Genomic DNA, 12714 nt, shown 5'->3' with positions numbered 1-12714 from the left:
CGTGTCATTCGTACGCGTCCTTTTGTGCGTTCAGCTCGTCAGCCGTCCATTCCTTGACGATGACGACATGTTCCTCGCCGCACTGCGGGCACCATCCCGTGTGCAGGCATTGATGCCGCTGCCGGTCCGGATAGGCGTTGTCCATTTTCGTGTCATCGATCTCCCGGTAAGGGCTGTAAGGACCGTAATAATCGTACAAGCGTCCCACATCCGACAATCCCCCTCCGCAGCCCGGGCAAGTCTGCGAGAAGACAGCTAGCCCATTGCAAACCGGACATAAATAGCTCATGGCGCCCCTCCTGTGACGAAAGTATTCGAGTCTTTCCTACTTTGCGCGAGAGAGCAGGGGAGTATACAAGTAACAGCCCGAACCTTTCTCCGTTTGCTACCGCTGGTTCTCGGCCAAAAACAAAAAGCGCGAAAAAATTTTCCGCGCTTGATTCCAAAACAGCTCTTCGGTTCAAACCCTTCTTGCAAAAGCCCTACGATTTGAAGTTATCCATGCTCGAGGAATGTCCAGGCTGCAGCTTCGCATCCGGATTGAAGTACCCCACCGCATTGTTGACCGCAGTAGGCGCTTCCCCGAATCCGACCGCGATCAGCTTCACCTTGCCCGGGTATGTCGCAATGTCGCCAGCCGCGAAAATTCCCGGAATGTTCGACTCCATCCGGCTGTTCACCACGATCGAGCCCTTGTCCAACTCCAGCCCCCAGTTTTTAATCGGGCCCAGAGAGGAAATAAACCCGAAGTTGACGATTACGGCGTCCACCTCCAAATCAAGCTCTTCCTTGGTCGTGCAGTGGGAGAGCGTGAGGCGCTCGATCTTGTCGGCTCCGTGCAAGGCCGATACTTCGTAGGGAGTTTTCACCTGGACCTTGGACTGCATCAGCATTTCGACACTGTGCTCGTGAGCCCGGAATTTGTCTCGGCGATGGATGAGGTGCACTTCTTTGGCGATCGGTTCGAGCATGAGGGACCAGTCGAGGGCAGAGTCGCCTCCGCCGATGACAGCTACGCGTTGTCCCTTGAAGGAGTTCAGGTCGGTTACAAAGTAGTGCAGATTGGATTTTTCATATTTGACGGCGTCCGGATGTTCCAGCCTGCGAGGTTCAAATGCACCCACGCCAGCCGTGATGATGACGGCTTTGGAGAAGTGAATGCCTTTGTCCGTAGTGATTTCAAAGACATTGTCCGGTTTCTTTACGACGTTTTCCACTTTTTCTTCCAGGCAGATCGACTGCTGAAAGCGTGAAATCTGATCTTTCAGATTATTGATCAGGTCTTGAGCCAGCACCTTGGGAAATCCGGCAACATCGTATATGTATTTTTCCGGATAAAGAGCAGACAATTGCCCGCCAAGCTGGGGCATGCTCTCGATAATCTTTACGCTCGCCTGGCGCATTCCACCGTAAAAGGCGGTGAACAAGCCGGCTGGGCCTCCTCCGATGATGGTGATGTCGTAGATTTGCTCGTCCTTTTGCAGAAAATTCAATCCAAAGCACCTCCGATTTAATCTGAACCGAACTCACCCATCATTATACCGTAAACTTCCAAGCGAAAAAAAGCAGAGAAAATTCCGTCAGATAGGCAAAAAAGCCTTGCAAATCAGATCGGCACTGGATAAGATGAGGGTGACTGTAAAGAAATTGACACATTTTCATCTGGCTTTGTGCATTTTTTCACAGGTTGGAATAAATATAAATCATGGCAATCATTCGTAATCGAGTCGCGTTCGCGTATGGGACATCAGAGGTTGTACCAGATCACGTGAAATTTCGCACAAACTTCCTAGAATCTCAATTATCCTGAAGAATGGAAGGGATACCATGAGCACACCCAAAATCCTCATTCTCGGTGCCGGGTACGGCGGCCTGCTCACCACGCTGCAGCTGCAGCAAAAGCTTCATTATAACGAGGCGGAAGTGACCCTGGTCAACAAGCACGACTATCACTACATCACGACCTGGCTTCACGAACCCGCAGCGGGAACGGCCTCGGCCGAGCACGCCCGCGTAGACCTGGACCGGATCGTCGACAAGCAAAAGGTGAATTTCATCAAAGGCACGGTGCAATCCATCGAGCCGGAAGAGCAGACCGTCACACTGGAAAACGGCAACGTGCTCTCGTACGACTACCTCGTGATCGGCCTGGGGAGCGAGCCCGAGACATTTGGCATCGAAGGGCTGAAGGAGCATGCGTTCAGCATTCGCAGCATCAACGCAGTGCGCAACATCCGCGAGCACATCCAGTACATGTTCTCCAAATTTAAAAACGAGCCGCACCGCACGGACTATGTGACGTTCGTGGTCGGAGGGGCCGGGTTTACGGGGATCGAGTTTTGCGGCGAGCTGGGAGACCGAATTCCTGAGCTGTGCAAGGAATTCGACGTCGATCCGCGCCATGTGAAAGTGTACTGTATCGAAGCGGCGCCGACGGCACTGCCAGGCTTCGACCCGGAGCTGGTCAACTACGCGATGGACGTCCTCGGCAAAAAAGGCATCGAATTCAAAATCGGAACCCCGATCAAGCAATGCACGCCGGATGGCGTCCTGCTTGCGACCGGAGAGGAAATCAAGGCGCAAACCGTGGTTTGGGCGGCAGGCGTGCGCGGCAACAGCATCGTCGAGAAGGCCGGCTTCGAAACGATGCGCGGCAGGGTCAAAGTGGATGAATATCTGCGAGCCCCCGGGTATGACAACGTCTTCGTCGTCGGCGACTGCGCCCTGATTTTCAACGATGAGGGCCGGCCTTATCCGCCGACCGCCCAGATCGCGGTGCAAGAAGGCGAAACGCTCGGAGAAAACCTCGTCGCGATGATTCGCGGCGGACTCACCCAAAAGTTCATCCCGCACCTCCAAGGAACACTCGCATCCCTCGGCAAAGGCGAAGGCATCGGTCAAGTCGGATCCAAGAAGCTGTTTGGCTCTGCGGCAGCCTTGATGAAAAAGGCAAGCGATCTGCGCTACCTGTACAAAATCGGCGGCGTGGGACTCGCGCTAAAAAAGGTAAAGCTGTAAGCCATGCGTCATGCAAGCGTACAGGTCAGAGGCCTGATGACCCGCGAAGAGCTGGACCGCTACAACGCTCTGATGGAAGTAGGGGCATATCTGGAGGAGCAAAAGCGTCACGACCTCGCCTGGCACGTGCAGCGGGAAGTGGATATCCTGATTTTGCCCGCCATCGAACGCCTCAAGGAAAAAGGGCGGGAACGGGATCGGGAAAACCTCCGCTATATGATCGACAACGGGCTGTTGGACGACGATGACGAGTGAGACGAAATGAACTTTTGGACTGCCCCCGGTAGTGGGATACCGGGGGTTTTTGCATGCTTGTGGTGTATACTCAAAGCATAAGCAACGGACAAGAGAGGAAGCGATAGGTGTGCGAGAAGGCAAAGTCTGGCTGGGTGCCTGCGGAATCGTCATTCGCGGGGAAGAGGCGCTCGTGGTCAAAAAAACGTATAGCGGATTAAAGGGACAATGGTCGTTTCCGGCCGGCTTCGTACAAGAGGGAGAGACGGTGGACGAGGCTGCTGTTCGGGAGGTGCTGGAAGAGACGGGAGTCGATGCTGTCGTCCGCCAGGTAGCCGGGATACGTTCCGGCGTCATCCGGGAGTCGATCAGCGACAATATGGTCGTCTTTTGGATGGATTACGTATCCGGGGAGCCCCGGCCACAGGAAGGAGAGATCGCGGAGACACGTTTCATGCCGATCCGCGAGCTGTTGACGGATCCGCTCTCCTCGACCTATTTGAAGATTATTTTGCCCGGTTATGCGGAGAGAGCCCGTGGCATGTCCGGCCAGACGTACGACATCGATCCTGTCTTTCAGTACACGTCCTACAAAATCTTTAAGCAATGGTGAGAAAGGGATAGATAATCCGCGATGTTTCCGCTTACATCGCGGTTTTTCCCGCGTTTTCCGTTCGAGAATGCGTTTTGCAAAAGCAAGCGAATCTGCTAAAGTTAGATACATCAAAATTATCAGAAAATACATGCAATTATTACCAGCGCATGTACGATAGGAAAGGGGAGCTCACCATGAGAACCAATCAAGAACAATGCCCGTACTGCGGCGGACAAGGCTATTTCCATCTGCTCCTGGGCGGAACGGAGAACTGCCCGAACTGTGAGGGATCCGGTACGCATCACGAACAGGAGCCTGTTTCGGCCACCCGCCCATAATTGCAAACCTGCCCAAAAGCCGGCTGCGCGAGAGACGTGGCCGGTTTTCTTGTTCAGCTGGAATGGATCACATTCCTATCCGTACAAGGTCAACCGCGGCTCTGGCAAAAGGTGTTCGAATATTGACCTGCCTGTCTGATTTAGGCTACACTGAAAGACGGAAATAACCAACTTTTTCTTCACCGGGCAGGATTTGAAAAGCGCTTCCGCCGAGAAAAACGGGAGCGACAACAATTCCCTCGAGGAAGAGTCCGCTTCGAAAGATTCAGTGGTGAGCGAGTAGGCAGGAGGGCGTTCGAACGATGAGCTTGCTTCAGTTTGTGGTATCCATTGTCCTTTTTACCGTGCTTGGTTTTGGCATCGGATTTATTCTAAACATGATTTTAAAAACGACCTGGCTGCCTGTCGTGATTGGGATCGGTGTGGTTGTCGGAGCGTTGGTGTACCAAAAAATCGTTCCGGGAATATGGGATGCGCTCATTCTCGGCTGCGGGATGGCGGGGACGGTCGGAAGCGGCTGGACCATTCAGACCTTGCGCAAAAAAGGATACCGGATGTTTTAAAGCCGAAAGAGAAGGATGTTTCTTCCGTAAGGGAAACCTGCGGGGAAACGTCCTTTTTTCGTGCGGATGGTGCAGAAAATAAAAAGAGGCGATGCTTCTGGGAAACATCGCCTCTCCATCTGGTCATAAGAGCAAAACGGTCCTAAATGACGCGCTTCGCAAACAAAAAATGCTCGTACCAGTAATTTTTCTCTCGCGCATCGTTTTTGATATCGCTGACGGTTACCCCGATGCCTTCCTCGTAAGTGTGGAGAATTTTCCCGTTCCCCATGTAAATGCCTACATGTCTAACCTTGTTGAGACCTTGTTCGTTCGGGAAATCTTCATCAGAGAAAAACATCAAATCGCCCTTTTTCATCTCGGAAAACGGAATCCATTCTCCTTGCCGGGCTTGTTCCCGGGCATTCCACCCCAATTGAACGCCATATTGAGAAAACAGGTATTGAACAAAGGAAGAGCAATCAAAGGATTGATCCTGAAATCTCGTAGCACCGTATACGTATGGCGTGCCCCAATACGACAAGCCGTCATGGATAATTTTATCAACCAGCTCTTGAGACTCGGCAGCTGTATGTGCCTTGCTTGGAGCGGAAACATCAGATTGAGCGGATGCGCTGCTGATTGGAGAAACCGTTGACCAAGTCAGGGCAGCAAGAATAACCGACCATTTGGCTAAACGAGAAATAGTTTTCACCGATTACACCTCCTGATTGGATTACTAGAGTATCCTATCAATTTTGGAGGAGGAATTCACGGTCAAAATATTACCAAGGTCGCGTCTTTCGCCGGGAGTACATCAAGTGCCAAAACAAATAGGGAGGGATCAGCAGGAGCGAGAGACCCATCGCTGCATAGGGAGCCCAAGCCGGGTTCGAAAAGATGGCAGGCGAACGGAAGAATCCGGCGGAAACGTGCAGGAAAACGAGAAAAATGGCGCAGATCATCATCTCTTTCCAATCAAATACCCTTATTTTTTGCGGGGCGATCTCTTTCTTTAAAGCGGCCAGATTCACCATCAGGGACGTGATTTCAAAAGAGAGAATTCCCAGTGCAATACCCATCATACTGTATCCGGGAATTCCGATGACCAGAAAATTCACGATCGTCGATACTCCCGTGGCCAGAATGAGGCCCACGAATGGTTTTCTCTTGATATCCATGGTCCAGAGAACGACTGTGGAAAGCTCCCTTATGCCTGTAAGCAATGGAATGATGGATAGATAACGGATGGTGCTTGAGAGTGAATCATTTCCTATGACGAGAGCGGAGATCGTGTCGGCGTAAACCGCTAAAAGATAGGACGAGCATAACCCCCAAAGCAGAGCGGTGGTAAAGGCGACTTTCAGCTTGGCCATAAATCCTGGAACATCAAGGGTACACCAGGCAGTGGTTAATCGAGGCATGATAATATGGCCAAGAGAGCTGGTAATGAGTGCGGGGACATAAACGACAGTAGCCGTGATCCCAAAAAATTCGCCAAAAATAACGGTGGCTTCTTGTGCGGAATAGCCAGCGAAAACAAGCCGGTTTGGTACGAGGAGGGAATCGATGAAATCCGTAACGGGAAGAATGATTCGAGTGCCCATAATAGCGAGACAGGACAGGATAAATACAGGGATAGCAGTTGATTGCGGTTTATGCCGCTCAGGCAAATTTGGCGTTGCGGAAGACAGTGGAATTAGCAGAAACAAGAATGCGATGAGTGCCCCCAATAATGCACCTACGATCACACCGGTTACTGCCTCGGAAAGGCCAAACTGCAAAAGATAGCCAGCTAGAAATACCATGCCGATTACCCGCACGACTTGTTCAATCAATTCTGACATCGCTATGTATCCGTAACGCGATACTCCTTGCAGGAATCCACGGATCAGGCTTAATACGGGAACGAGTAAAATGGCAGGTGCCAAAAGCTGAATGGGTCTAACAAGTTCGGTTTTATTGAAAATAGCCGCGATGGGATGAGCAAAAAAATAGGTAAAGAACCCGCCAGCGGCTCCCAGAAACAAAAGAATGAACAAGGAGAGGTGAAACAATCGCCGTCCTGTTTGGATGTCTTTTGCCGTTGCCAGAGAAATGCTAGAAGCAAACCCCCCGGTTATGAACGTAATCATGAGGCCGTAGTACGAATACGCCATTTGATAAAGCCCGATTCCTTCTGCTCCCAGTAAACGAAACAGGATCAGACGCCCCAGAGCACCGATCAGTTTCACGATCGTGAGTGTTGAGGATCGGACCACGAAATCCTTCAGGAGTTGGGGTATATACAATTTGCCACGCCCTCTTTACATAGCCTTTATTTCCCATTCTATGTAGGAGGGGGGACAACTATGTACCACCCCCTTACTCCCCAATCCGAAACAAGAGAAACTTGGTATGCTTGTCCCACCCCAAGTCCCATGGTACCTGAAATCGATCAGCCGTATGCGAATTCACCAGGACATAACCTTTGGAATCCCTCGCTGTCACAACGGAGAAATGGTCAACATCGCCGTTCATTTCATAGCCAATGATGTCTCCAGGCTTTAATTCGGCGAGGGCCGAACGAGGGAATTTTTTAGTAGGCTTCGCAACCTGCTCATAGGTTCCACGCGCAATCAAGGTACCATAACCGCTTCGAATCAAAAAATGCTTCAGGGAATCGGTGCGAACCCATGCTACGCTGCCGCCCCTGTTGAATTTGTACCTCCACTCGTGGCGCATGGGAAGACCTCCTCCTTCTTCGGGGTCCCCCAAAACCTGTGAGGTGAAATTGGTGCAATCTCCTCCTTGATAGGTATAATCCACGTATTTTTGGTTGTATCGTTGGTACGTTCCCGGTCTGTTTGCGAGACCGGCATACTTGTTGGCGTAACGGACAGCCTTTTCGCGGTCATATTTTCTTTTCCGCCCCTGAATGGCAGGGCCGCCCTCTATGATATTCTTGTCTGCAGGCGCGAAGGTCGGGATTAACCGGGGGTTTTCATCCAATGGATCCAGGTACCATTCTTTGAGAACACGCCAATTGCCATCTTGCTTTTTTAAGGTCAACAAGTGTCTCGTGCCGACTCCCATCGTGTGCAGCTCGTTATCCGGGTAACGGTACGTTAGCTGAAGGGACTGCACAACGGTTGCCTGCGTGAGTTCCCCCATGTTCTTTACACGGATCACACGGATTTCACCGGAAGACTGCACAAATTTGACCCCGCGGGCTTCCGCCCATCGATGGATATAAATGCTCCTGTTTTTTTCATGAACCATCGCTGATCGACTTCGCTTGTCCGAAGGCAAATAAAATGGCTGCAAATTTTCATATTGTCTATCCGCCAGAGATTGGATGCGTACAGCAAAAAGTCGTTGGAGAAACGATTGAACTTCCTGGTCTTGATGGTCTTGGGAATAAGCTGTATCGATAGTCACAGATATCAGGAAAAGGAAGAAAAAAACTCGAAGTAATCCTTTCAAATTCAACTGCCCTCCCGCAAATGGTAAAAGAACGGTCACGAACCTCTGGTTTATTGTCCCCAATTCACCCATCCCGATAACTTCAGGCGAAGATTTTCTTAGGAAAAACGGCCAACCGGTTACACTGGCTGGCCGTAAAAGTGGAAAGCAGGATTGTTTACGAATTCCTTGAATTCGAAAGAGAGTGAAAGTAGCGTACGGGAAGGACAGGGGGGATTATAGGGAAACGCCCCCTTCGTATTCGCACGAAGGGGGCACCCGTTTACTTCTCATTGCTCTTTTCGTATTCGTCAAATTGCGCTTCCACTTCCCGGGATGGTTTGGCCGTCAGCCGGCTGACGATGATGATCGCGAGGAGGCTTGCAGCAAATCCGGGAACCATTTCGTACAGGAAGTCTTTCAGCACATCGAATCGGGTCCAGACGATTACGGTGACGGCACCGGCGATCATGCCGGCGAGGGCGCCCCACTTGTTCATCCGCTTCCAGTACAGGGAGAGCAGAATCACCGGACCGAACGAAGCCCCGAATCCGGCCCACGCGTACCCGACCAGGTCGAGGATCGTGTCGTTCTTGTTGATCGCGAGCAGGAAAGCAATGACGGCAACGAGCAGGACGGAGAGGCGGCCGACGGTAACCAGTTCTTTATCGGTTGCGGAACGGCGGAAAAACGTTTTGTAAATGTCTTCCGTAAGCGAGCTGGAGGTGACAAGCAGCTGAGAAGAGATCGTGCTCATGATGGCCGCCAGGATCGCTGCCAAAAGAAAGCCTGTGATCAACGGATGGAACAGAATCGTGCCCAGCTGGATAAAAATGGTCTCCGGATCGGCCAGCGTCCATCCTTGCTGTGAATACAGGGCGATTCCCACCAGCCCGGTCAGCATGGCTCCGACGACGGAGAAGATCATCCAGCCCATGCCGATGCCGCGGGCTTTTTTGATTTCTTTTGTCGAGGTGATGGCCATAAAGCGGACGATGATGTGCGGCTGGCCAAAATAGCCCAATCCCCAGGCAAACAACGAGACGATGCCGAGGAAGCTTGTCCCTTTGAAAATGTCCAGCAATGCGGGGTCGACCGCGTGAATTTCCGTGAAGGTAGGCCCGATGCCGCCTGTCGTCAGGATCGTGACGAGTGGAACGAGTACGAGGGCGAGAACCATGATCATTCCCTGAACGGCGTCCGTCCAGCTCACCGCGAGAAATCCGCCGAACAGTGTGTAGGCGATCGTTACCAGGCCGACGATCCACAAGCCGGTTTGGTAGTTCAGGTGAAACGTGTTTTCAAACAGCACGCCGCCAGACACGAGCCCGGACGAGACGTAGAACGTAAAAAAGATCATGATGACGAGGCCGGATACGAGGCGGAGCATCCGCGAGCTGTCCCCAAAACGATTCTCCAGGAAAGCGGGGATCGTAATGGAGTTGTTGGCCACCTCTGTGTACGTTCGCAGGCGGGGTGCCACATACAGCCAGTTGGCATAGGCGCCGAGCGTGAGGCCGATGGCGATCCACGAAGCGCTTAGACCTTGGGCGAACATCGCACCGGGCAAGCCCATCATCAGCCAGCCGCTCATGTCGGATGCCCCGGCGCTCAAAGCGGTGACAGCCGGACCGAGCGTTCGCCCGCCGAGCATGTAATCGGTCAAATTGGAGGTACGTTTGAAGGCATAATAGCCGATCAGCAGCATGCCGGCCATGTACACGATAATAGAAACAAGTAGCATGTTCATAGGATAGATGCACCTCTTTTTAATATTATTGAAAAAAGTATGAACAATCTATACATTATCATCTCCCTGCGAAAATATCTAGAATGACAAATGGCATAATGTCAATATTGGACATTAAAAATTTTTTTTACATGGCGGATGGCTCGGTACCGTTAGCAAACCCCTGGAAAAAGGCCGTGCTTTCCCTTCCACTTGCATGTATGACGCCCCCCAATCTGAATTTCTTTCTCTATTCGGATCATTCGGTCAATGGAATAGCAAGGATCGTACCAACGGTTCGGATTCGATGATTTTCGCATTTTCGACGAGAAATGGCAGCCATAAACGACAAAGTGGCAAAACACTTCTGTTCAAATTGAACACAGAGTATACACAACTGTCCAGAATGAATCGCTCAAGAGTCCGGACCTATGCAGCTGCGTGAGGAACAATCATGTTTACTCGCTTTTTCTCAAAAAGGTAACATATTCGTATTACAGGTCGAATGAGTATCGATCACTTTATCAACGAAGGAGGCCATCGTCCATGATCCAATCCATAGTACATATCGCTCTTGTGGTAAAAGATTACGATGAGGCAATCGAATTTTATACAAAAAAGCTGCACTTCACTTTAGTGGAAGATACGTATCAACCGGAACAAGATAAACGGTGGGTCGTAGTATCGCCGCCGGGCTCGGCAGGCACCACACTGCTGCTAGCAAAAGCATCGAAACCTCAGCAGGAGGAATTCATCGGAAACCAGACGGGCGGAAGAGTGTTTCTGTTCTTAAATACGGATGATTTCTGGCGAGATTATCATGACATGCGATCAAAGGGAATTGAATTCGTGAGAGAGCCCAAAGAACAGCCATATGGAATGGTTGCCGTTTTTAAAGACCTATATGGGAACCTGTGGGATTTGCTGGAGCTGAATGAAGATCATCCGATATCCAAAAGAATCAAATGACTTTTATGTGTGGGAACGTCGCTTCGGTCATGGATGTAGTGGAAATTGTTCGAAATGCGTGATAACTTAACATTCAGAGGGTGCGCCTCGCCACACCGGGAGCGCCGTTCTTCGTGAGAGATCCGGGACGCAAGAAATACAGGTGGAAATTGAACAGATAGGGAGAGGGGCGACGGAAATGGTGTCACAACCGCATGAAGGGCGGGAAGAGCTGAGCTCGCCTTTGGAAAAGGACATTCATACGGACTTTCAGAAGGAAATGACGTACGGGGACTACCTGAAGCTGGATCAAATCCTGTCAAGCCAGGTGAGGCTGTCCACCCACCACGACGAGATGCTGTTCATCGTCATCCACCAGGTCAGCGAATTGTGGATGAAGCTGATCCGGCACGAGCTGGCCGCAGCCTTGGAGTGCATTCGCCAGGACGACCTCGAGCCCGCCTTCAAAATGTTCGCGCGCGTCTCGCGAATTCAGCAGCAGCTGATCAAATCGTGGGATGTGCTTTCGACCCTCACGCCTGCCGAATATTTGCAGTTTCGCGACAAGCTGGGGCATTCTTCCGGCTTTCAGTCGTACCAAAACCGGCTTATTGAATTTACGCTCGGTTATAAAAACGGTCATGTACTTACCGTCTACCAGCATCAGCCGCAGCTGCATGAGCAATTGAAAAACGCGCTGCACGCGCCGAGCATTTACGATGCGGCGATCCAAGCCATGGCGACGCGCGGACTGCCGATCGCTCCGGAATGCCTGGAACGGGACTGGTCGCAGCCCTACCAGCCCCATGCAAGTGTCGAACAGGCATGGCTGACGGTGTACCGCGATGTCCATCAGTATTGGGATCTGTACGAGCTGGCCGAAAAGCTGGTGGACATCGCAAGCCAGCAGCAGCAATGGCGATTCAACCATATGACGACCGTAGAACGCATCATCGGGCACAAGCAGGGGACAGGGGGCTCTTCCGGCGTATCCTATTTGCGAAGGGCTTTGGACCACCGCTTCTTTCCTGAGCTGTGGAGCCTGCGCACCGCCTTGTAAACATTCCTGAAATCCTCAACATACGGAATTTTTTGCCGATTATCCAAAATTTGTGTATAGTTTCCTCCTCTTCGGGACATGACTAGAACCGAGAGGAGGTTTACCAGAAATGAATGGGAAGCTATTCGTTAGCATCATCGCTTTGACCATGATGGTCTTGACGGGATTCACCAGCGATGGCTACGGCTACAATGCAGTAGGAGACAGTAGCATCCAGTCTGCATTCGGAATCAGGGAAACCAAGGAGGGCCAGCGAGTCGTCAAAAAGAGGACGGTGTCGTCCGGCTCGCTCACTCAAGTCATCGATAAAACGGACGTACTGCTGGATCAGTATCCGAAGGTGCGCGTCATCGCGACGGGCTACTACGCCGGATACGAGTCGACGGGCAAGAACCCGTCGCATCCGTCCTACGGCATTACATATTCAGGCGTGAAAGTGCGAAGAGACGATTATTCCACCATTGCTGCGGACCTGCGCATCTTTCCGATTGGAACGGTCCTGTACATTCCGGGCTATGGCTACGGAGTAGTGGCCGACAAGGGAGGAGCGATTCGCGGTCACAAGATCGACTTGTACTTCGAAACCAAGCAAGATGTGTTCAAGCAATGGGGGAAAAAAGCGGTGGACGTCTATGTCGTCCGACGCGGCGACGGAAAGCTGACAGAAGCCTTTCTGAACACGCTCAACCAAAAAGGAATCGCCGCAATGGCGGACGTCGAGAATTAACCCAGAAAAACAGAATAGAAGAAACGAAACGCAACGTAGCGAAGATGCTGCGCAGGCAGCATGAAAGAAGAAAAGAAAA

14 protein-coding genes are annotated in these 12714 nt (G+C 51.4%); 8 read left to right on the top strand and 6 right to left on the bottom strand.

Features of this window, described 5'->3' with window-relative positions; translation table 11 throughout:
- Positions 1-4: 4 nt before the first annotated feature.
- Positions 5-289 carry a hypothetical protein gene (locus RGB73_RS25090; protein WP_310765665.1) on the bottom strand — a complete coding sequence of 95 codons (285 nt, stop codon included), beginning with the start codon at positions 287-289 and terminating at the stop codon, positions 5-7.
- A 193-nt stretch (positions 290-482) separates the two neighbouring features.
- Entirely contained in the window at positions 483-1493 is a 1011-nt protein-coding gene (locus RGB73_RS25085) for an NAD(P)/FAD-dependent oxidoreductase (RefSeq protein WP_310765663.1), read from the bottom strand.
- A gap of 334 nt (positions 1494-1827) precedes the next feature.
- Here RGB73_RS25085 and RGB73_RS25080 point away from each other — a divergent pair, with 334 nt between their 5' ends.
- The 5 genes from RGB73_RS25080 to RGB73_RS25060 all read left to right on the top strand — a co-directional run bounded on the left by RGB73_RS25080 (position 1828) and on the right by RGB73_RS25060 (position 4748).
- A complete protein-coding gene (locus RGB73_RS25080) occupies positions 1828-3018 on the top strand; it encodes an NAD(P)/FAD-dependent oxidoreductase (RefSeq protein ID WP_310765661.1) in 1191 nt (396 codons plus the stop codon).
- A 3-nt stretch (positions 3019-3021) separates the two neighbouring features.
- Complete coding sequence (locus RGB73_RS25075; RefSeq protein WP_310765659.1) at positions 3022-3273, top strand: hypothetical protein; 252 nt, start codon at positions 3022-3024, stop codon at positions 3271-3273.
- A 109-nt stretch (positions 3274-3382) separates the two neighbouring features.
- The gene (locus RGB73_RS25070) at positions 3383-3865 is read left to right on the top strand and encodes an NUDIX domain-containing protein (RefSeq protein WP_310765657.1); all 483 of its coding nucleotides are present in this window, start codon (positions 3383-3385) and stop codon (positions 3863-3865) included.
- Positions 3866-4041: 176 nt separating this feature from the next.
- A complete protein-coding gene (locus RGB73_RS25065; protein WP_310765655.1) occupies positions 4042-4185 on the top strand; it encodes a YuiA family protein in 144 nt (47 codons plus the stop codon).
- A gap of 302 nt (positions 4186-4487) precedes the next feature.
- A complete protein-coding gene (locus tag RGB73_RS25060; protein WP_310765653.1) occupies positions 4488-4748 on the top strand; it encodes a YuiB family protein in 261 nt (86 codons plus the stop codon).
- A gap of 142 nt (positions 4749-4890) precedes the next feature.
- On the opposite strand, the gene RGB73_RS25055 is transcribed toward RGB73_RS25060, so the two are convergent.
- The 4 genes from RGB73_RS25055 to putP all read right to left on the bottom strand — a co-directional run bounded on the left by RGB73_RS25055 (position 4891) and on the right by putP (position 9921).
- Positions 4891-5442, bottom strand: a complete 552-nt coding sequence (locus tag RGB73_RS25055) for a C40 family peptidase (RefSeq protein WP_310765651.1) — start codon at positions 5440-5442, stop codon at positions 4891-4893.
- A 70-nt stretch (positions 5443-5512) separates the two neighbouring features.
- Positions 5513-6988, bottom strand: a complete 1476-nt coding sequence (locus RGB73_RS25050) for an oligosaccharide flippase family protein (RefSeq protein ID WP_396136138.1) — start codon at positions 6986-6988, stop codon at positions 5513-5515.
- A 103-nt stretch (positions 6989-7091) separates the two neighbouring features.
- Positions 7092-8198 carry an amidase domain-containing protein gene (locus RGB73_RS25045; RefSeq protein WP_310765646.1) on the bottom strand — a complete coding sequence of 369 codons (1107 nt, stop codon included), beginning with the start codon at positions 8196-8198 and terminating at the stop codon, positions 7092-7094.
- 256 nt (positions 8199-8454) lie between these two features.
- The gene (putP, locus tag RGB73_RS25040; protein ID WP_310765644.1) at positions 8455-9921 is read right to left on the bottom strand and encodes a sodium/proline symporter PutP; all 1467 of its coding nucleotides are present in this window, start codon (positions 9919-9921) and stop codon (positions 8455-8457) included.
- A gap of 525 nt (positions 9922-10446) precedes the next feature.
- On the opposite strand from putP, the gene RGB73_RS25035 reads away from it, so the two are divergent.
- From RGB73_RS25035 to RGB73_RS25025, 3 genes are all read left to right on the top strand, one after another.
- The gene (locus tag RGB73_RS25035) at positions 10447-10869 is read left to right on the top strand and encodes a VOC family protein (protein ID WP_310765642.1); all 423 of its coding nucleotides are present in this window, start codon (positions 10447-10449) and stop codon (positions 10867-10869) included.
- A 178-nt stretch (positions 10870-11047) separates the two neighbouring features.
- Positions 11048-11908 (top strand): tryptophan 2,3-dioxygenase, encoded by an 861-nt coding sequence (gene kynA / locus RGB73_RS25030; protein ID WP_310765639.1) that lies wholly within the window; start codon positions 11048-11050, stop codon positions 11906-11908.
- 109 nt (positions 11909-12017) lie between these two features.
- Positions 12018-12635 carry a 3D domain-containing protein gene (locus RGB73_RS25025; RefSeq protein ID WP_310765637.1) on the top strand — a complete coding sequence of 206 codons (618 nt, stop codon included), beginning with the start codon at positions 12018-12020 and terminating at the stop codon, positions 12633-12635.
- Positions 12636-12714 lie beyond the last annotated feature (79 nt).

Source organism: Brevibacillus brevis, assembly GCF_031583145.1.
GTDB lineage: Bacteria > Bacillota > Bacilli > Brevibacillales > Brevibacillaceae > Brevibacillus > Brevibacillus brevis_E.
Note: the sequence above shows the minus strand (reverse complement) of the source record. Positions and strands in the feature narration are given on the sequence as shown.